General features: G+C 43.7%; 15 protein-coding genes. 5 read left to right on the forward strand and 10 right to left on the reverse strand.

Annotation, left to right across the window (positions count from 1 at the left end):
• Positions 1–151 precede the first annotated feature (151 nt).
• Positions 152–514, reverse strand: a complete 363-nt coding sequence (locus CZ794_RS07135; RefSeq protein ID WP_087040942.1) for a hypothetical protein — start codon at positions 512–514, stop codon at positions 152–154.
• 518 nt (positions 515–1,032) lie between these two features.
• Here CZ794_RS07135 and CZ794_RS07140 point away from each other — a divergent pair.
• Positions 1,033–1,926 carry a neutral zinc metallopeptidase gene (locus tag CZ794_RS07140; RefSeq protein WP_087040943.1) on the forward strand — a complete coding sequence of 298 codons (894 nt, stop codon included), beginning with the start codon at positions 1,033–1,035 and terminating at the stop codon, positions 1,924–1,926.
• 154 nt (positions 1,927–2,080) lie between these two features.
• Here the strand turns inward: CZ794_RS07140 and CZ794_RS07145 are convergent, their stop codons facing one another.
• The 3 genes from CZ794_RS07145 to trxA all read right to left on the reverse strand — a co-directional run bounded on the left by CZ794_RS07145 (position 2,081) and on the right by trxA (position 4,910).
• Positions 2,081–2,326 carry a hypothetical protein gene (locus CZ794_RS07145; protein ID WP_062845605.1) on the reverse strand — a complete coding sequence of 82 codons (246 nt, stop codon included), beginning with the start codon at positions 2,324–2,326 and terminating at the stop codon, positions 2,081–2,083.
• 452 nt (positions 2,327–2,778) lie between these two features.
• A complete protein-coding gene (gene rho, locus CZ794_RS07150; protein ID WP_087040944.1) occupies positions 2,779–4,047 on the reverse strand; it encodes a transcription termination factor Rho in 1,269 nt (422 codons plus the stop codon).
• Positions 4,048–4,583: 536 nt separating this feature from the next.
• The gene (gene trxA, locus CZ794_RS07155) at positions 4,584–4,910 is read right to left on the reverse strand and encodes a thioredoxin (protein ID WP_087040945.1); all 327 of its coding nucleotides are present in this window, start codon (positions 4,908–4,910) and stop codon (positions 4,584–4,586) included.
• A 370-nt stretch (positions 4,911–5,280) separates the two neighbouring features.
• On the opposite strand from trxA, the gene CZ794_RS07160 reads away from it, so the two are divergent.
• Positions 5,281–5,994: an RluA family pseudouridine synthase gene (locus CZ794_RS07160; protein ID WP_087040946.1), complete on the forward strand. Its 714-nt coding sequence runs from the start codon at positions 5,281–5,283 to the stop codon at positions 5,992–5,994.
• Between the two features lie 245 nt (positions 5,995–6,239).
• Positions 6,240–7,862, forward strand: coding sequence for an NAD(P)/FAD-dependent oxidoreductase (locus CZ794_RS07165; protein ID WP_087040947.1), 1,623 nt, complete (start codon positions 6,240–6,242; stop codon positions 7,860–7,862).
• A gap of 170 nt (positions 7,863–8,032) precedes the next feature.
• On the opposite strand, the gene CZ794_RS07170 is transcribed toward CZ794_RS07165, so the two are convergent.
• Complete coding sequence (locus CZ794_RS07170; RefSeq protein WP_087040948.1) at positions 8,033–8,980, reverse strand: D-2-hydroxyacid dehydrogenase; 948 nt, start codon at positions 8,978–8,980, stop codon at positions 8,033–8,035.
• Positions 8,981–9,363: 383 nt separating this feature from the next.
• On the opposite strand from CZ794_RS07170, the gene rapA reads away from it, so the two are divergent.
• Positions 9,364–12,252, forward strand: coding sequence for an RNA polymerase-associated protein RapA (rapA, locus tag CZ794_RS07175; RefSeq protein WP_179207270.1), 2,889 nt, complete (start codon positions 9,364–9,366; stop codon positions 12,250–12,252).
• A gap of 379 nt (positions 12,253–12,631) precedes the next feature.
• On the forward strand, positions 12,632–13,534 hold the full coding sequence (locus CZ794_RS07180) for an acyl-CoA thioesterase II (protein WP_087040949.1): 903 nt from the start codon (positions 12,632–12,634) through the stop codon (positions 13,532–13,534).
• Positions 13,535–13,598: 64 nt separating this feature from the next.
• Here CZ794_RS07180 and CZ794_RS07185 read toward each other — a convergent pair whose 3' ends face one another.
• The 5 genes from CZ794_RS07185 to CZ794_RS07205 all read right to left on the reverse strand — a co-directional run bounded on the left by CZ794_RS07185 (position 13,599) and on the right by CZ794_RS07205 (position 21,532).
• Positions 13,599–14,876 carry a hypothetical protein gene (locus CZ794_RS07185; RefSeq protein WP_087040950.1) on the reverse strand — a complete coding sequence of 426 codons (1,278 nt, stop codon included), beginning with the start codon at positions 14,874–14,876 and terminating at the stop codon, positions 13,599–13,601.
• Positions 14,877–14,922: 46 nt separating this feature from the next.
• Complete coding sequence (gene mutY, locus CZ794_RS07190; protein WP_087040951.1) at positions 14,923–16,197, reverse strand: A/G-specific adenine glycosylase; 1,275 nt, start codon at positions 16,195–16,197, stop codon at positions 14,923–14,925.
• Between the two features lie 168 nt (positions 16,198–16,365).
• Positions 16,366–17,298 (reverse strand): GIY-YIG nuclease family protein, encoded by a 933-nt coding sequence (locus tag CZ794_RS07195; protein ID WP_087040952.1) that lies wholly within the window; start codon positions 17,296–17,298, stop codon positions 16,366–16,368.
• Positions 17,299–17,321: 23 nt separating this feature from the next.
• Positions 17,322–18,278, reverse strand: a complete 957-nt coding sequence (gene ylqF, locus CZ794_RS07200) for a ribosome biogenesis GTPase YlqF (RefSeq protein ID WP_087040953.1) — start codon at positions 18,276–18,278, stop codon at positions 17,322–17,324.
• Positions 18,279–18,421: 143 nt separating this feature from the next.
• Positions 18,422–21,532: a DUF2339 domain-containing protein gene (locus CZ794_RS07205; RefSeq protein ID WP_087040954.1), complete on the reverse strand. Its 3,111-nt coding sequence runs from the start codon at positions 21,530–21,532 to the stop codon at positions 18,422–18,424.
• Between the last annotated feature and the right edge of the window lie 192 nt (positions 21,533–21,724).

Consider the following 21,724-nt stretch of genomic DNA (forward strand, 5'->3'; position numbering starts at 1 on the left):
CTATAAGCGTTTGATGAGAGTATAAGTGTGCTGCAAGACGCTAATAGTTATCGGTCTTTATTATATTTTGTTTTATAAATTGCGCACATAAAAAGAGAGAGCATACGCTCTCTCTTTTAACTACACTGTTTCTATCTTATAAAAGATAAAATTACTGAGCTGGTTGCTCAACAACAACTTCGTCAGAAGCTTCAACAGCAGCAGTATCAGGAGTTTCGCTAGCTACGTCTACGCTAGTAGTAGTACCGTCTACAGGAACTTCAGCGTCCATTTCGTCAGTAGCAGTTGCAGCTTGTGCATCAGCGATGTCAGCTTCAGCGCCAGCAACAGCAGCATCAGCGTCAGCAGTAACTTCGCCTTCAGCAGCAGCTTGGTCTAGTTCTTGTGAAGCGTCTTGCACTTCTTCTTGCGCGTCAGATAAATCTTCAGCAGCGTTTTCTTTGTTGCTGTCACAGGCAGTTAGGCCCATAGTTGCAGTCATGATACCAGCTAGAGCAAGTAATTTAAGTTTCATAAGGTATTCTCCGGAAAAATGAAATGAGCAGTAGCAGCAACAAAGGTTGAAATCCAAGATACCCCGGAAATCAACTCGTCTTAGTCACAGCTACTCAGCTTTCACGCATTCTATATGTTTTTTATTTAAATAGAAATAGCTTGTACAATTAAGTAACAATAAAATGTGAAATAATTTTTAAAATTGTTTACACAGTATAATTTTTAATACAACAACCCTGATTAATCGACGTATAATCAATGACATCGCTCTAGTCTTAAGGGCTTGCTGCGCCTAGATTTTTGCTATATTTTTTAGCATTTTATCGTTGTGATATGCGAAAAACCATCGGTAAACGAGTGATTTATAGCGTTTGTGGTTGCATAAATAGAAACAAAATATCTAAAGAATTTTTTAACGATTTACTTTTACTCTCTCAAATTCAAGCAGCAATGTAGAGAATAGAGTGTAAAAGCATATTATATGAATAACTATTGATACGAATAGCATTGTCTATCGTAAGTTTGAGGAAGAGTACTATGAAATGGCAAGGTAGACGAGGCAGCACGAACGTACGCTCAAGTAAGGGCGGTGGTAAGATGATAGGCGGTGGTATCGGCGGGATTATCATTGCTGGTATCTTATGGCTCGTCTTTGGTGTCAATCCCATGACCGCGTTGCAAACAGGTCAAGTAATTGCAGGAGGCAATGGCGGCGAGGCATCGACTGAACCTGCAACAGAGACGGATAGAGACACGCAATTTGTAAAAGTAGTGCTGGCAGATACCGAAGAGGTATGGAACCAAGTCTTTAATGAAGCGGGCAGTACCTATAAAGAGCCGTCATTGATACTTTTTAATGGACAAGTCAATTCGGCCTGCGGTAGTGCTAGTGCAGCGACGGGCCCTTTTTATTGCCCAGGTGATCAAACCGTATATTTGGACACCTCATTTTTTGTAGAGATGCGTCAGAACTTGGGCATCACTGGCGATCAGCAAGGATCAGGTGGTGAAGACAACCAAGGCAAAGCAGGTGACTTTGCTCAAGCATATGTCATTGCGCATGAAGTTGGTCATCATGTTCAGACATTGTTAGGCATCACGCAACAAGTCAATGAAGCCAGTCGTCAAGTTACGCGAGCACAAGCCAATAAGTTATCAGTGTTACAAGAATTGCAAGCAGATTGCTTTGCTGGCGTTTGGGCGCAGCGCAATCAAGAACGTGTACAGTTCTTAGAAGCGGGTGATATTGATGAAGCCATTAATGCGGCGGGTCAAATTGGTGATGATCGTCTAGCAAAAGCCAGTGGTGGAGAGGTGGTGCCAGATAACTTTACTCATGGCACAAGTCAGCAACGTATTCAGTGGTTCACGCGTGGACTAGAGAGTGGCAATATTCAATCTTGCGATACGTTTAGTGGCGCGTTGTCTTAACCATTTGCCAGCAACCTAAATCTTAAAAACTGTCCATTAAAAAGCCTGCAATATTGCAGGCTTTTTTATACTTTAAGCTATTTAGCTAGGTTAAATTGCTTTGAATCAAATCACAAAAAGTGAAGCGCCAAGAGCCATAACCAGACTTCAGCAATTATCTGCTGTTGTTAAGGATGTAAGCACCTGCACCACCAACTGCAGCACCACCAAGTGCGCCACGAGCGATGTCTTTGCTGTTTCCGCCACTTCTGATCAATGCACCAGCAGCCGCACCAGCAGCCGCGCCTTTAGCTGTATTACTTACACCGCTATTGTAGCCGTAGCCACCGCTTGCACAGCCACCCATGATAAGCGCTGAGCTAGTAAGAGCAGTCATTGCGATAGTTTTAGCAAATTTCATAGTATCACCTATTAGGTTATCAAATTGGTTTGTCAAAATTAGAAGACGATATTTTCATTACGTTAGCTTTTTGTACCAATACATTGGAGTAAAGCTTTTAAGTAATTATCCTAAAATAATCTATTGTGCTACCGCAAAACATAATAAGGTCTGCATTAGTAAGGATTATTAAGCATGGCAAATATCTCAAAAATACTACTATCGATATCTGATAGCAGAGTATATCTATACTGGCTCTTATGCTAACTCATAATCTTGTTTCTAGGCGTAGTAAAAGCGCTAAGCTTTGCAAGAGGTCTGTAAAATATGTTGCCCCACTGTATCCATATCAGGCGTTTGCAAAGTAAGGTATCTTTTTAAATGAGAAAAACCACAAACAAAAAGACCGCACAGAGGCGGTCTTAGGGAATTAAGATATTTTACGTGGCCAGCAAATACGTTGTTGGCTGGTCTTAGTTCTGTGATTTGCGTTTCATTTGCTCAAAAAATTCATCATTGGTTTTTGCTTCTTTGAGACGCTCTAACAAGAACTCAGTGGCTTGAACACCATCCATCGGTTGCAGCAATTTACGTAAGATCCAGACCTTACGCAATTTGTCTTCATCCAATAGACGCTCTTCGCGGCGCGTACCAGATTTTTTGATATTAATCGCAGGGAAGACGCGTTTTTCGGCCAAGTCACGCTCAAGCGTAATCTCTTGGTTGCCTGTACCTTTGAATTCTTCAAAGATAACGCTATCCATTTTACTACCAGTATCAATCAATGCACTGGCAATAATGGTCAAACTACCGCCTTCTTCGACATTACGTGCAGCACCAAAGAAACGCTTTGGACGCTCTAACGCATTGGCATCTAAACCACCAGTCAGTACTTTACCTGATGATGGGATAACCGTGTTATAAGCACGGGCGAGACGAGTGATTGAATCAAGCAAAATAACCACGTCTTGCTTGTGCTCCACCAAACGCTTGGCCTTTTCGATGACCATTTCGGCCACTTGTACGTGACGCTGTGGCGGCTCATCGAAAGTAGAGGCAACCACTTCACCGCGGACAGTACGTACCATCTCGGTCACTTCTTCTGGACGCTCATCAATCAATAGTACAATCAGATAACACTCAGGATTATTACGGGTAATTGACTGAGCGATGGTCTGTAGTAGCATCGTTTTACCCGCTTTTGGCGGTGCCACGATAATAGAGCGTTGACCTTTACCAATCGGAGCAATCAGGTCAATGATACGACCTGTCAAATCTTCAGTGGTGCCATTACCAAGCTCAAGCTTTAATTGCTCGGTTGGAAATAGAGGCGTTAAGTTCTCAAAAATCAGCTTATGACGTGAACGATCTGGCGTGTCAAAGTTAATCTCGCCAACCTTCAATAGCGCAAAATAACGTTCGGAATCTTTTGGGGGACGAATCGTACCAGCAATACTGTCACCCGTCTTGAGACTAAAACGGCGAATTTGGCTGGGGCTGACGTAGATGTCATCAGGGCCTGCCAAATAAGAGCCTTCTGAGGAACGCAAAAAGCCAAAACCGTCAGGAAGAACCTCAAGCACGCCGTCACCATAAATGGCTTCGCCATTACGGGCATGGGTTTTTAGGATAGCAAAGATAATGTCTTGTTTACGGCTACGCGCCATATTATCAAGACCCATTTCCTTGGCGATTGCCAATAGCTCAGCGATTGATTTTTTCTTTAATTCAGTTAGATTCATAGATAGGTCATTAGCAATTGATCAGATGAGAGATGCCATTAGCAGCACAAATCACGACAGTGATTAAAATAACGGTAATATGATGATATAGGTGTGTGCACAGCGCTGTATTTTATGTAGTTTTGGTTTTGCATGTCTGCTTATATACGCACTGCAATCATGGGATGCAAGGTAATAAGAAATAAGGATAAAAAAGGCTACATAAGAGTCTGCGTCAAAAACCCAATATCAGTAATTGCGTTTAGTCATTTTGTTCAGTAATGGTGTTTATAATGACGATTGTGTTTTTGTTGATAAACACGAGGAGAATAGCGACAAGATACTAGGAAAACAGTTGGTTTTCTCTTGTCAGCAGACTATACGGTCTTCACAATAGCGTTGTCAATAAATTTTGCCAAAAAAGTCATATAATTGAGTTTTTTGCATAAAAAATAAGCAAAAAAGCCATCATCTGAGGCAGATGATAGCTTTCTGAAACATAGCATTACTGTTGCTAAACGTGAGCATCAAATGGGCTGATGCCAACGGTTATCCACTTATAGATGCTTGTCTAATACTTTGGCCAATTCCGCTTTTGGCTGTAGACCCATGACTGAATCTACTTTTTCACCGTCTTTGAACACAAACAGTGTTGGGATGTTACGGATACCAAAACGGCTGGCTGCTTGTGGGTTGCTGTCCACATCAACTTTAACGATTTTAACTTTACCTTGGTATTCGGTCGCCAGTTCTTCTAAAATAGGCGCGATAGCTTTACATGGGCCACACCAAGCTGCCCAAAAATCTACCAGTACAGGCACATCTGATTCTAGAACGTCTTGGTCAAAAGCTGTATCGGTGGTGTTAACAATAAGGTCTGACATAATATTATCTCTCTTGTTTTATTATTTCTATTAGCGTGTATCTCTTTCTATAGTGGTGTCACCATAGAAGATTAAAAGCCAAAGAATGGTTTAGAATTGGTAAAAATGTGCGATTATATTAACATGTTTGGCAGCGATTGGCAGAGGTATGCCAGTTAAATTGCTCAACAATTACGATTAGCACAATAAATCAAAACATAACAATACAGGTTATGATTTGTCTGTCACCTATGTTTTCTAGCCGTCCCTTAAGCTTATATTTATATCTATTTTTCTTCTTAATTCAAGTGCTTATCCGTTTTATGCTCACCCATAATAACGGGTTTATAACTCAGCACGCTCAAGTCCAACCATATAAGTAGCTCATTTTATGCCTTTTACCGATGAAGAAGTCCTTACTCTAAACGCTCAAGAAAATGCGTATCCGCTTGAGTTTTTTCAGACCTTTGCACAAGACATTACTGTCTATGAAGACGAGGATATTTGGGTGGTCGATAAGCCCGCCGGATTGCTCAGTGTCGATGGCAAGACCCTCAAAGTCAGCCTACTTGCTCGACTAGAGCGTGCCAATCCAGCAGTTAAGCTGATTCATCGACTCGATATGGATACCTCAGGGCTGATTATTTTTGCCAAAAATGCTGCGGCGCAAACTGACATCAGTAAACAATTTATTGAACGATTACCCCAAAAAAAATATCAAGCCCGCGTGTTTGGTCAGTGGGAGAGTGTGGGTGCCACTGGTGAGATATCCGTGCCAGTGCGTTATGAGCCGATGACAAAACCGCGCCATATTGTCGATTATGACTGGTCAAAGCACGCGTTGACCTTGTACGAAGTGGTGGCTCATGAGGTATGCAATGGTCAGCCAGTCACGCGTGTCCTGTTGAAGCCTGTAACAGGTCGCAGCCACCAGTTACGCGTACATATGGTACATGTCGGTCATGTGATGATTGGTGATCCTATTTATGCTGAAGGTGCTGCTTTAGAAATTGCGCCAAGGCTCAATCTCCACGCGCAGCAATTACGCCTCAAACATCCCACGCTTGCCGCATGGATGGATTGGGAAAGTCCTTGTCCTTTTTAGCATGATATAAGTACTCGCAGGTTTAGGTTGTTAGTAATAGTCAATTCAGAACAGAAGTGGCACATACAGCTATGATGTTCTACTGGTATAAATTTTTCTCACTGGCTGTTCGCAAGCGTGACAGAGGTTTCAAAAAATTCATCCCAGGAGAACTGTACTCTTTTAAAATTGATAGGCCATATAAACGTTATTGCTAAACAAAACCAGGCAAGGCAAGGATGTATGCCACTACAAGGATGATGAATATGCTTGATATGACTTCTGCCAAACAGGCGATTAAAGATCGTTTAAAACTGAATAAATCCTCATCAAACATGCCAGTAGATTATGAGGTGCTGATCATTGGAGCAGGTCTTGCGGGCGTTGGTATGGCGTGTCGTTTACAGCAACGACAGCATAAGAGTAGGTTTGGTCGTAAAAGCGCCAATAAGGCAAAACGCAACCAGCCTTATAAGAAAAAGACGGCTCATCAGTTTGTGATATTAGAAAAACGGACAGATTTGGGCGGCACGTGGGATTTATTTACCTATCCTGGAGTTCGCTCTGACTCTGATGCCTTGACGTTTGGCTATGGCTTTCGTCCATGGCTGGATCACAGAATGCTGGCAAAAGGCGCGGATATCAAACGCTATATTGCCGATACTGCGCGCGAATTTGGGGTGACAGAGCACATTCGTTACCAGCATGAGGTGCAGCAGCTGTCTTGGTCACGTACGACTCAGCGTTGGACAGCGATAGTAAAAAACCATAGTAGTGGCGAAGTGTTTGCGCTAACCGCCAATTTTGTGGTGGGGGCTACTGGTTATTACGATTATGAGCAGGGCTATCGCCCTTACTTTGAGAAAGAAGAGACGTTTTTGGGTCAGATAGTGCATCCGCAGCATTGGCAAAACGTTCATTACCATGACAAAAAAGTAGTGATCATTGGTAGTGGTGCCACGGCGATGACGCTGTTGCCAGCGCTAGTGAGTGAGGACAGTGAGCAGTGCGCACGGCATGTGACGTTATTGCAGCGTACGCCCACTTATGTGGCTAGCGTACCGGGTGATGATTATGCTATCGACTGGCTATCGGGCAAGTTTTCTCCTTTATCAAAAGAGCAGGCCTATACTGTACTGCGCGTCCGTAATGTACTGATGCAACAAAGCCTTTATCGAGCAGCTATCTTTGCACCAAAAGCCATGAAAGCGATATTAAAACATGGGGTTAAAAAAGAATTAAAAGGCAGTAACGTGGACGTGGGGCATTTTTCACCCGATTATAATCCTTGGGATGAGCGCTTATGTGCCGTGCCAGATAGTGATTTATTCCATGCGTTACATCATGAGCGTGCCGATATCGTCACCGATCAAATAGATCACTTTACGCAAACAGGAATCAAGCTGAAATCAGGCAAGCATTTAGAGGCCGATATCATCGTCACGGCGACGGGTCTCAAAATACAAATGCTTGGCGGTGCCAGCGTATATATCGATGGTCAGGCAGTCGATATTGGCAATCGCATGACTTACAAGGCGACCATGATTGAAGGGATACCAAATATGGTCGCTCTGTTCGGCTATACCAACGCCTCGTGGACACTAAAAATTGATCTGGCATGTCAGTATGTCATACGCCTGCTGGACTATATGCATAAGCATCATTATCAAGTGGCAATACCACAAGCAAGAACCGACCATAGCGAGGCGTACATTCAAGAAGACACCGTGATGGGAGCGTTATCGGCAGGATATGTGAAACGAGCAGTAGACGAGCTGCCCAAACAAGGCGATCGCTATCCTTGGTACGTGACCAACAATTATCTTAGCGACCGTGTCATGCTCAAATACCGTCAGATAAAAGATGAGTGGTTGCAGTTTAGTCGTTAAAACAAATACAGGGCGTTATCAGGCAGAACGGGTACAAATTTTTCTTGATGGTTGTGCCTATAGCGGAAGAGGATGCGTAACCTTTATCCCAGTTCTGCTCATTCCTTTTATCCCAATCTAATGCTGTATTGACCTAGCCACAGCCAAGTATCTAAGGCTGCGGCTATCAGTTATTTCGACTGCTTATCAATAAAATCAGTCACTTGCTTACTCAATATTTGCCATAATGTCTCTTGCGCGCTTTTGCTGCCCCAAGCATTGTGCGGGCTAAATATCACACGTGGATGATTGGCAAGGGTGAGTAACGGATCATCATTTGCGATTGGCTCTTGTTCAAATACGTCACTGGCGTAACCGCTGATTTGCTCATGGTTGATGGCATTAGTCAGTGCTTGGCTATCCACAACTCCGCCTCGCGCCACATTAACGATAAGTGGCTTTTTGGTCATTTTTGCCAATGTGTCTTTATTAATCAGATGCTGGGTTTTTTCATTCAATGGGCAATGCAAAGTAAGGACATCGGCACGGGCAAGGACGTCATCAAATGCGGTATAGTCCTCGTTACGAGGCGTTTGCCCTTGATGCTCGGCCCATAAGACGGTCATACCAAAAGCGCGCGCAATGTCAGTGACGCGTTTGCCAATGGTGCCGACGCCAATAATACCAAGCGTTTTGTCTTCTAAATCTATGAGCGGAATATCAAGCAGACAAAAATTGCCATTGGCAAGCCATGTGCCATCAGCGACTTTTTGATGATAATGAATACCAGCACGCATCGCAGTCAGCATCAGCATAAAGGTATGCTCAGGGACGCTTTTGACGGCATACCCAGCGACATTGTAAAGTGCGACATTGTGCTTGTCGCAAGCGCCTTGATCGACGTTGTTCATGCCAGTGGCTGTCAGCTGAATGAGCTTGAGCTTGGGCAAGCTTTCGATGACGTCAGCGCCAATTTGGACTTTATTGGTAATGATGATATCAGCATCTTTACAACGCTCAATAATGGTATTCGTGTCTTTTGGCGTGTCGTTATAAGTGATGTAATCGCTTACTCCTGCTGGTGCAGGCAAGTCAATGCCATCAGAAAAAGTGCCTTTGTCTAAAAAAACCGCTTGCATGCGTCATCCTCAGTTATTGTTTTGAATTTATATTGAAAACATTGAGCGTCTTAATGTAGCACGTGACAATGTTTAGTGAAATCTTAGCTTAGTGAAATATTAGCTTGATCAAATCTTATCTTAGTCAGGTTTAAGTCAAAACCGAATCTGCTAAATATCTTATAATATCAATGGCTATCGTAAGCCCTCTCTTGAAAATTCAACTTAACGCACTCATCTAGCCGCTAACGTTATATAATGGTTCGGTTTAATGGCTGGTTTGTTTTATGTGAGCGTATCACGCATTCGATTTTTGATGCAGTGCTGCGTGAATCACTTTAGCCATATTATAGCCACCATCGCTATTTATTTTCTTATCATCTGAGTACAAAAGACATCGCCCTATGACTATTTCTATTGCTTCATTGCACAGCACCGAATTCGCCGTTGGTCAACGTTATTTATCTGATACGGAGTCCGAGCTGGGCTTGGGTGTGGTCATCGATGTAGACGACCGATGTGTCCATATTTTATTTCCTCAAAGTGAAGAGACACGCGTCTATGCCAAAAACTCTGCGCCTTTATCACGCGTGGTGTTCAAAATTGGCGACAGCATTTATGACCAAGACGGCAAATGCTATACAGTCAATGCGGTTGACGAAGTCATGGGCGTACTCAAGTACGGTGTCGATGAGCACGAAAGAGGCATCATGGAGACCCGTCTGGCAGCCAATATTACGCTAGCAAAGCCGCTTGAGCGTCTGCTCGCAGGTCGTATTGAGCGTGGTGATTGGTACGAGCTGCGTCAAGATATCTTGCGTATGCAATCAGCGCTCGCTGGTCATCCGTTAAAAGGGTTGATGGGCGCACGCGTCGATATTATCGAACATCAGCTCTATATCGCGCATGAAGTGGGCAAACGTATCGCGCCACGTGTATTGCTAGCCGATGAAGTTGGCCTTGGTAAAACCATTGAAGCGGGTTTGATTATTCATCAGCAGCTACTGACAGGCAAGGCTGAGCGTGTGCTTATCCTTGTACCAGACAGTTTGCAATATCAGTGGATGATTGAGCTGCGTCGCCGTTTTAATCTGAACTTTGCGTTGTTTGATTTGGTACGTACTGCTGCGATCAAAGAGCACGATCCTGAACAAAACGTCTTTGCCACTGAGCAATGTATCATCGCTGGTATGGATCTATTGCTTGACCATCCTGATCTATATGACCAAGCGATGGATGCTGGGTTTGATTTGTTGGTGGTCGATGAGGCGCATCACTTGCATTGGGATGAAGCGCAAGGCGGCAACGACAAATACGATTTGATTGCGGACTTTGCAGAAGAGACACCGGGCGTCATGCTATTGACCGCGACCCCTGAGCAGCTTGGCGCGCAAAGTCACTTTGCCCGTTTGCGTCTGCTTGATCCTGATCGTTTTGATGATCTCGACGAGTTCATCGATGGTCAAGAAGCATTTGCTGAAACAGCGGCAGTCGCTGGCGTATTGATAGAAGATAAGCCGTTGAGCGACGGTCAAATCACAGCCTTAAGTAGCTTATTGGATATTAATCTGGATGAGCTGGCCACCATCAACGACGATGAAAAATTGCGTACTTATGCGCTGAATGAGTTACTCGATCGTCATGGTACGGGCCGTATTTTGTTCCGCAATACGCGTGAGAGTGTAAAAGGCTTTTATGGGCGTAGCAGTCAGCCTTATCCGCTGCCACTGCCCGACGCATGGAGAGACAGTTATCAAACCAATGGCAAATTGCGTGAGCAGCTATGGGGCGAAGAGAATCAGCCTGATGGCGGCTGGTTAGAAGATGATCCACGTGTGCCTTGGTTGATTGACATCTTAAAAGGCGACCTCAAACACAATAAAGTATTATTGATTGCGCGTAGTGGCGCAACGGTTGAGAGTTTAGAGGCCGTGTTGCGCTTACATGCCGGCATTAAGACAGCTATCTTTACTGAGCAAATGACTCTGCTTGAGCGTGACCAAGCGGCTGCGTTCTTCGCCGATAGCGAAGGCGCACAGATATTATTGTGCTCAGAGATTGGTTCTGAAGGTCGTAACTTTCAGTTTGCAAGCCAGCTGATATTGTGGGATTTGCCTGCCAACCCAGACACGCTAGAGCAGCGTATTGGTCGCCTAGATCGTATTGGGCAAACACAGCAAATCATGCTGCATGTGCCTTATGTACAAGGCACGGCGCAAGAGCGTTTGTACCAGTGGTACAACGATGCGCTGAATATGTTTAATCAGATTTCACCGACTGCCCAAAGCGTGCAAGAGCAGTATATCCAAGAGTTGAAGCCAATGCTTGAGGGTACGGATACTGATGACAATCGCACCACCTTACAAAATGTGATTGCAGAGGCGCTACAGACACGTTTGGGGCTAGAAGCTCAGCTACAAGCTGGCCGTGATCGTCTGCTTGAATACAATTCTTGCCGTCCGCGCGTTGCAGGGCGTATCGCTGATGCCATGCGTGATTTTGACAGTCACAATCTATTGCCGCAATTTATCGAGCGCTTCTTTGCCTCAGCCAATATCGATCACAATATTCAACGTGATGGCTCATGGGTCATTGCCCCGATTGATAGCACCGAGATCAGTGATTATATCGATGGCTTGCCACTGGGTGACGAAGATGGCATGACGCTGACTTTTGAGCGTGAGCAAGCGTTACAGCGTGAAGATATTGACTTTATCACGCATGAGCATCCATTGATGCGTGCCATCTATGAGCTGGCGAGCACCAGCACCTTTGGTAATACCACGGTTGCCATGCTAAAGAGTGCGGCGGTGCCACAAGGCATGGTATTGCTAGAAGTGAACTTCCGTGTTGAAGCCATCGCACCAAAAGTACTGAATCTGCCAGCGACCTTGACCACGCAAAACATTCGCGTCTTTATCAGTGAGCAGGGCAGTGACTTGTCAGCCCGTATCAGCGCTGACATGATTATGCCGCACATTGAGCGTTTGGATAAAAACCGCGCGCGCCAAGTGATTAAAGTGCGTGGCGACGTGATTGAGCAGCGTTATTATGAAGCCGAAGACATTGCTCGTGAGCAATTAACAGAGATTGGCGCACAGGCAAGCGCGCGTTTTAGCCAGCAATGGTCACGTGAAATCAAACGCCTCAAGCATCTGCAAACCATCAATCCTAACGTACGCCCTGAAGAGATTGAGCGTCTAGAGCAGCTAAAAGCCCAGGGTGAGCAAGCGCTTGGTAATTTATCCTTAGTGCCAGATTCTATTCGCGTATTGGTCGCCGTAAAACCGTAAACTTAAAACAAAAAAACGAGATGTCATCAAACATCTCGTTTTTTATTATTCATCTCACTAACGTAAATAGGGCGTTTTGTATCAGCGCCATTAAATAAATCGAGTGATACTTGTAAGTAAGCGCTTAGTCTCTAGTCAAAGCCACCAATATTGGGTAAGATGTTTACCTTGCCAAATTGTAACACATACCTAGGTAATGAATGCTTAGTGATAGCACTGCTATGACTGTATTTTCTGTTCTAAAATCTCACTTGTGTGCTTTAACAAGTGATTTCATATTATTGTAAATTCAAACGCAACGGATCTGTCGCAATATCATAACCTTATTGATATCGATAGCTGCTGTGCGTTTTTTATAAAAATAAGGAAACATATCGTCATGTCCGATTATTCGCAACTGATTGATGAGCTGCTTGCTACGGTAGCGCTTATTGAAGTGACCCCCGATGTTTTTGAGGGTAAAAGCCATGACTATGTTGGCAGTCGTATTTTTGGCGGACAAGTACTCGCCCAAGCGATGATGGCCGCAGCGCATACGCTAGATCAAGACAAGCCATGTCATTCATTGCATGGATATTTTTTGCGTGGTGGTGATATCAATCAGCCTGTCATCTATCAAGTGCGCCGATTGCGAGATGGTCGCAGCCTGTCAGCGCGTGAAGTGACGGCGATTCAATACAAAGAAGCACGCGGCAAACCACCAGTGGAGCAAGTCATATTTTCGATGATTGCCTCGTTTTCACCGATGGAAGAGGGGCTTGAATATCAAGAAGATATGCCTGTCTACCCGCCGCCCGAAGATTTGCTGGCAGAGCAGGATTTAAAAGAAGAATACGTGGGTAAAGTGCCAGATGCGCTCAAAGCGCGTTTTATGCGTCGTCGCCATGTGGAGATTAAACCAGTCAAACCGCGTGACCCGATTCATCCTGAGCCTATGAAACCCAAACAAGCCAACTGGTTGCGTATTCGTGAGCTGGGCAATCAGCCCGTTGCTATTCAACAAGCACTTCTCGCGTTTTCATCGGATTTTTATCTGGTCGGCACAGGATTAATGTCCCATGGCGTGAGCTTTATGACCAGTGGTTTGCAAGCGGCCAGTATTGATCACTCGATGCATTTCCATCGCAATTTTGATTTGAACGGTTGGATGCTGTACGACATGTGGAGTGATACAACTTCTAATGCTAAAGGGCTCAATCACGGACAGTTTTGGCAAAATGGCAAGCTGGTTGCTACCGTACAACAAGAAGGTTTGATGCGTTTGCGTGTGCCGAAGTCTTAGATTTCTCTTTGAATAATAAGTCTGTCTTAATTATAAACATTAAGACAGACTTATTATTTCTCTATTAAAGGTGAGGGGCATATAAGATACTTGTGAAAGAGCTTTGCATGATTTTCCATTGACCATCATCTTCTGTTCTAACCAAAGGGTTATTTTCTTTATCTAAATAATTAGTTAGTACGTTAACTGTTTTACTAATTCTCTGATTGTTGTCTTCAAATTCTAATTCAACTATTACAAAAGTTATGGCTGCCGCTCTATCTTCAATAGAAATTAGTTTATATGATAAAGGTATGTGATTTCCGAAATCCTTTCTGGCTAGTCCTGATTTTTTCCCTTCAGATTTATCAGAAAAATACACAAGCGATGAGGCTAATAACCCATATTTTCCATTTATCCAATTTTCGATAAATTCTGCAACTGTGCGTTCTGGAGTGTTCAAAGGTAATTCTTCTGCTTTTCCTGTATATGGAAGATAGGCGATGTTCTCATTTGAACGTGGTTTCCAACTTTCTATTAGCTTCTTTTGTCGCTGGGTTTCTACAAAATCATTTAAAACTTCTTTCCAACTTTTTTCTTCTATTGAACTAGAACTCTTAGCGCTTATTAATGCATCTGCCCAATCTCTAGTCGCAAAAAGTGCTGCCCAAACTTTCGCTGCTACTAATTTATTATCAAAAGCTAACTCTCTACCGTGAAGAATCCCATGTCTATAAGGAGTAGTAAGAGCCTCTTCATTAGTTTTATTTCTACTTTTAGTGAATAGAGATGCTACTACTTGTAACCCTGTCTCATGTGCAGCCATAGAATCCCATACTGTCATGTTTGCTGAGTCGGCGAAAAAACCAACATGCTTTGAAATTTCATTCACAATACCATCAAGCAAGCTAAGTAGTAGAGGAATGCAAGCGTGATAACGTTTTGCTAAGTAATCTTCTTTTGCAAGTTCAATAAGGCGGATACGACGTCGAAACTCTTGATTACCTTGTAACTTAAGTACTCCCCATTTTAGACAATCGGCATCATATGAATCAGTAAGAAACTGCTCAGCGACTTTTACACCTTCAGTATCATATTTAGTAATAGCTTCCTTCATAATTTCTAAGCTCATTGATTCATAAGCAACCCAACCCAATTCTGAAAATCGCTCGTTAAATTTATCAGGTACTTCAAAGATTTTAGCTTGATTTTTGATTTCAGGAAAACTATCAAAAGCCTTACTTATCTTCGGAAGAAATATTTTTAGAATTGGAGATATCTTATATAGAGCCTCTATACTTTCCATTTGATTTGTTATTTTAGCAATCGAAGGATTGTCCTTAATCTTTTTAGGCTTGCTCATAAATGACTTCCATATATAGATGTAACATATCTTTGGATAGAACTGTTTACCGCTCAATAATCTTTTCCATCGCGCGAGGCAGACCCAAACTGTCTCGCGCTTTTTGTTCGTCAAGCCATTTAAAAGCGACATCAGCCGCTGCCAATTTATTATTCAGCTCGGTTATTTTTGCCGTATCAACCGTCAGTTTCCGCGGTGTCAGATACCAATGAAAGTGCGTGAGTGAATGCTTAATAGGGTCATCATCCAGTAATGTGCGACTGGTCGATGTGGCGACTAAGTCGTTTTCTATCAGCCATTCATTGATAATTTGCTCAGCTGTGGTAAATTCTGCCTCGTAGACTTTTTCATTACTGCGTACATCACCTGATGGCTTATCCTCGTTACTTCCTGATTTTTTAGTAGCAGTCTTACCATTTGCTTTACCGTCAACTTTTTCTACAAACTGTAATGGCAAGCTCCACAGTCCGCCCCAGATCCCATTATCAGTGCGTTGTAGCCATAGTATGTCACCGTCTATGCTTTCAATAAGCAACGCATCACTAAACTTGCTCGGTTTGGGCTGTTTTTTTGCTTTGACGGGATAATCAGTCTCGCGTCCCTCGGCATGTGCCAAGCAGTCCTCTTGTAATGGACATAATAGACAAGCAGGTTTGCTACGCGTACATAACGTCGCGCCCATGTCCATCATAGCTTGTGCAAATAGTCCTGAATTCTCCATTGGGGTCAAGCGTTCTGCTAATGCCCATAATTCTTTGGTCGTGGCGGATTTGGTAATATCGCCGTCGATGGCTGCCCAACGTGTTAGAACCCGTTTGACATTGCCATCGCAGATGACGCCATAACGATGCAATCCCATTGCCATAATCGCGCCCGCAGTCGATGGGCCAACGCCAGAGATCGCTTCCCAACCTGCAAGCGTTTGCGGAAATTCGCCCGTTTCATCAATCACTTCGACCAATTGCTTCGCGCCTTTATGTAAATTACGCGCACGTGCATAGTAGCCAAGTCCTGCCCAGTGCTCGGCAACTAAATCCCATTCCGCTGCGGCTAAATCTTGTACGGTTGGAAACGTGTCCATAAACCGCGCAAAGTAGGGCAGTACGGTAGTAACCTGCGTTTGCTGGAGCATGACTTCTGATAGCCATACGATATAAGGATTAGGCGTATCGGTTTGGTGCTGTTGCCACGGCAAATCATGGCGACCATTTTCGGCAAACCAATCGAGAAGGCGCGGGGCGAAGGTGTTGAGGGAAGAGTTGGGGTGACTGAAAATTATGTCTAACGGAGTAGCGTTTGAGTTGGCAGTTAGCTGGGTCATAGGCTTTATTATTTGGTTTTTTGAAGGTAACCAATTATACCTGATATACGTATTTGCTACGACCCAACTTTGATGTGATTCTATTAAATAACATAATAAAAATAACTACTTAACGATGTCGAAAAGTAGGAGGTTATTAATGGCAAGTTTGCTAACATAGTTACTCTGTTAGCGATAAACACTATCTAAAGTTTGACCAGCTTCATTTTTCCATACCAACCAACCGTTAGCATTGCGTCCAGTAACTATCTGGGCTGCACCACTCGGTGTCTTAAAGAGGTAATCTTCCTTGAGTTTATAAGACTTACCATCATACTCAACTAAAAGATTACTATTTATCATCTCTTCTTGCTTACGAGTTCCCCATTTTCCTACTGAATTTATTTGCTTTTTACGTAATAACGAACCTGCTAATACTACAAAACCATCATCGTTATAGTACCCTTTTGCCTCAGCATCTATTGCTTTGCAATAAAATAATATAGGTTCAGGATAATGAGGGATTTTGTCAGTCTGTATTGCTACTTGATTAGCATAAGAGGCAGAGGCAACAGTATTCACATTCTTATTATTAAAATGACTAATACTTAAAGACTCAAAAATAGGTTGCCCTAATGTGGATAATAATACATCAAGAGTGTGAAAAAGTTCTTCACAGTCGGCTTTTAATGGTTCGGGAGTATGTGGGAGGTTGCCATTATTACCGTTTTTTATTTCGTAGCGCCCAACTTCAACAGCTGTGGCGATGGCTTTATGTTCCATATATAAAGCATGAGTTTGAGTCATAGTATTATTGGTTGAGAGCATGACAAAAGCTCGCGTCCAAAAGTTCTTCTCACTGTGTTGATTTAGCCTTCTTTTTAAATCGCCAGTTTGACCGATATAAAGCAACGTTTTATCTATACTTTCACTATCACCTACTAAAAAATACAAACCAACTTGATTGGCATCTGGCATCGCAAAAAAGTCATTAATATGAATGCGGGGAATTTCAATCAAACGCACTGTACGAGTTGTCATTTCAGCCAAACGTAATCCGCGAGGATTACCTTTTGGCAGATAAATTTGAATAGTCTTAGCAGATGGTATTGATGGATTCATGGTAGCCTGTATTAATAATGAGTTTACTTCCGATTCTGACGTGTACGCTTTTTACGTAGACGCTTCTCTTCTTCCTTGGCCTTTCTTTTTTCTTCTGCGGCAAGGCGTTGTTCAGCGACGACGATTTCTTCCGCTTCAATCATAGCGGGTGTCTCAAGCGTGATACGCCCAATCTTCGCGCTACGCAGCTCGTTGATGAGAATCTCAGACATGCGGTAGGTATCGACTTGGTTGCCCGAACGTACACAGCCGCGATTACGACCAGCCACTTCAAAAAACTCCCAATCGGTCTTTGGTAGTTCTTCAATTTTATAGCGGGTTTTTAGCAGTTCAGGATATGCTTGCATTAGATATTCAGCCGTATAACTTGCCACATCAGCAAAATCAAAAGCGGTATCACGGATACCGCCTGTCGCTGCTAGACGATAGCCAGAGTTTTCGTTTTCAACCTTTGGCCATAGCATACCAGGCGTGTCATAGAGCATGATGTCATCGTCAAGTTTAATCAGCTGCTGCGACTTGGTCACGGCTGGCTCATCACCCGTCTTCGCCACAGCGCGTCCTGCTAGCGTATTGATCAACGTAGATTTACCTACGTTTGGAATACCCATAATCATGGCTTTGATTTGGCGACCAGTCCCGACTTTATTGGGTACGAGATGCTTACAGATGGCGATGATGCGTTTTACGTCATTGGCTTTTTCAGTATCGCAAGCAATGGCTTTGACCCCATCTTGCTGCTCGAGATAATCCATCCATGCTTGAGTCAACTCAGGATCGGCAAGGTCAGCTTTATTCAGGATTTTGATAACAGGTTTTTCGCCGCGCAGGGCTGCGACCATTGGGTTTTCACTACTATAAGGAATGCGCGCATCGATAACCTCGATGACCACATCCATCTGCGGCATGATTTCTTTGATTTCGTTACGGGCTTTGTTCATATGCCCAGGGAACCACTGAATACTTGCTCTCTTATCCATCTGCTTTCATAACCTTTTATAAAAAATGCTAAAAGTAAAACAATCAACGTTTACTTTCTAATGGTGTCCAGTTTACTACAGAACCACATTGCTCACGGCATAATTTCACTTAACCCTCATGTGAGGTTGTGATCAGGTTATGGTTACGTCTTATTCGTTATTTCATCGTGCGAGGGTGGTAGTGGTGCCAAATAACCAATGAGCAGAATCAAACTACCTGCGCCAAGGAAAGATATCACTCGCCAAATCGCCTCGGTCTGTGATAAATCGACCAAGACCAGTTTGAGCACGACAATGCCGAGTAGCCCAATCCCCATAAACCAAAGTGCGCGCTGCCAGTAGCGGCTGGCGATAATGGTGGCAACCAGTGCGAGAAGTGTCCATAAAATCGTCAGTCCCGTCTGAACTTGCTCGCTACTCCAAGCGCCGCCCTGAGCACCGTCCCATAAAGGTGTACCGATAAAGGCATGCAGCGTTCGTATTAACATACTAGAGATCAGCCAAAAACTAATTGATCCCAAGACAATGAGTAAATTGTCCGTGGTTAATATTTGCTGGCGTTTGGCAACCGTATTTGAGGCAGTTAAAGGATCAGCGCGGCGATGTTGGTACAAGTAGTACAAACCAAAACCAGTCAAGAGTACCAGCCACGAGGTGACATCATATAAGTTCAACAGTGGGAAATAGGGCAAATCCCAAATCACACCGTCATACGACCAGTTGGTGATAATGACCCAAAGTAGCGCTATCGGAGTGAAAACAGCCGCGCAGTTGAATAGGGCCTGTTGCCAGTTAAACCAGTACAGCAGACCTTGTTCCGACACTTTATTAGTCGATATATTTTCTTCATTTTGACTGAGATAACGATGATTGAACCATAATCCCAATAATATGAGTGCCGCTGAAAACAAGAGAGCCATCACGCCATCAGAATCTGGTAGGCCATAATGCGCAGTAGCAGCGATTAATAAAATCCCTGTGCCAAGCCAACTTGCCTCAGAATAACGAGATATATCACCAGCAGCATGCCACGTCTTTAACCAAAGCTGACCGACAATCAACCAGCCAGCTACTAGGACCGCAAACACCAGCCATTCTGCCATTATCCAATGTAAATCAAACTCAAACTTCTGTGGTAGCTGTAGCACCAACATCGCATAAAACAGCCATGATAACGCGCGGCTCAGATGTCTAACCTCTGACCATGATTGATACCGATCAATCAGCCAATAAGCAGACAGACTCATTAGCGCGGCTAGCGCCATCAGCGTGGTTGTGGACTGCCAAATATCAAACCAATGATCCCAATCAATCATCAAAACATATAGCATCCATACCACTGCTGTAAAAGTCAAAAATGAGATCACTCTAGGGCTGTGCCACACAAATTTGAATACTTGGCTTTGACTGTCGATTGAGTGCAACCATTGGTGAGCGGCACGTGTGCTGATGCCTAACGAGTCAGCATAAGTGGAGATGGTGGCTGATGCAGGTTCTGATACGTTGTCAGATTTGACGGTAAATAGCGTCGGTGAGTTGCTGGCACGTAAGATAAAGACAGTCGCCAAATAACTGAGAGCCGAAATACTTAAGGCCAATACAGGATAATCTTTACCCGTAAATACGGCTGTCGTCACAAGCATGCCAATACTGATCAGCTGCAATAATAGACCAAACAGTACGGACCATGCGCGTAATGAGCGCCTGCCAAACCAAACCAGTGCCAGTCCTTGTATGGACCAACCAAAGGCAATCCATTCTGCATCGAGCACCAAAGGCACGACCAACGCTAAAAACCCAAACCCAAGTGCCAACATGCCTTCTGTAATTAAGGCATAACGTTGACTGCGCTTGATAAATAGCCAGCCCACACCAAAATAAACAGCGGCAAAAATGGCACTGGTCATCGATAAAGCATTGGGAATATCGTCTAGTAAGGCTGCAAACAAACCAAACGCAAGCAAAGGCACCGAAAATAATAAGCCTGTATCGATAGGAAACAGATACGTCGTCTGTTCATTGGTCCGATTTTTTAGGGTGTCTGTTGGCTCATCGGCTTGATGCGTGCTGTTGAATGCAGATTCATTAAAGGTGTTATAGCTGATGATTTGCTGCGCGTAGCGAATGACGACGAAGAGGTATAGAAGCCAGTGTAACGCGACTAGCAGCACCAAAGGCCAGCGCTGTAATTGAATGACCGTCGTTAAATCCTCACTTAAGCCCCAATAGTAGGCCAGCCCAAAGGTTACGCCCGCTCCAAACAGATTCAATATTTTCCAAGGTCGATAATGAGCAATCACCGCGATCGTGACATTTAATAAAAGGTAATAGCTGAACAGTACTACCAAGCTGCCGGTATCTTCACTGGTCAAAATAGGGGCAAAAAACCCACCAGACAATGCCAATAACGCAAGTGGAAAAGCGTTTTGCCGAACCGCCAATGCAATAGTGACAGCTGACAATACGCCGAGTCCAATAAAGCTGGGTATACTTGGAAGAATCTGATACACGCTATAAGCGAAAAAGGTACTCAGATAAGCAATCGCGAGCCCCGTGCCTTGTAAGGTGATGCCATAAGAAAACCGTTTGGCCGTCAGTTTATAGCCAAGACCTGCCAACCCAAGCCCTGCAACTCCAATCGCCATGATCTTAGTGGCAATGGAGATTTCAATATATTCGCTCAATAACCGTAGCAATAACACCACACCCACCAGCAATACCAAGACGCCAACCCGTACGACTAAATTCCCACCAAAAAACCAATTTTTAATAGAATGTATCAACGATGTGACCATTGGCACTGAGCGTTCATCAGGCTCTATGGGCGAGGCCAGCTCTCTATTTTTTGCTGTGGCTGTTGCATGAGTATTTGTAGTGATTAACGAGCTGCTGTCTAATGAATCAGCACTAGAAGTAGATGATGAAAGATCGGTTGTAGCAATGGTTGGGCGAGATGGTGGCCATGTAGGCGGCTTAGCAGAGTTATCTACGGATAAGTCTTGTTGATTAAGAAAAGGGTTATCAATGTAATTGTTTGCAACATAGCCATCGTCTCTATCTTTTTTATCAGCTAAGTCAGCGTGCGCAGACGTTGTATCACGCGTTTTTTGCTGTTCAAGTTCTATTTTTAATGCGGTCACATCGCGGCGTAGCTGCTTGACTTGCTGACTTATCCTACTATATAACGCGACAACCACGATTAATAAAGCCGTAAAAGCCAACCAACCCAGCTGCGTTATCAAGAGATATAACATCGTCGTCACTCAATCTGTCTCATAATAAAGGGATAATGACGCTATTTACTGAGAAGTACAAGCCTGCCTATGTCACTTGAATCCTCGAATGACAAACAGCAATAAAAAACTGATACTAATAAAAAAGGTCAGCTTAATGATTAAGCTGACCTCTTATGAATTTTTTATCCGCTTCAATGCTACAAAGCACTT

Origin of the sequence: Psychrobacter sp. JB385, assembly GCF_900163785.1 — a bacterium.
GTDB lineage: Bacteria > Pseudomonadota > Gammaproteobacteria > Pseudomonadales > Moraxellaceae > Psychrobacter.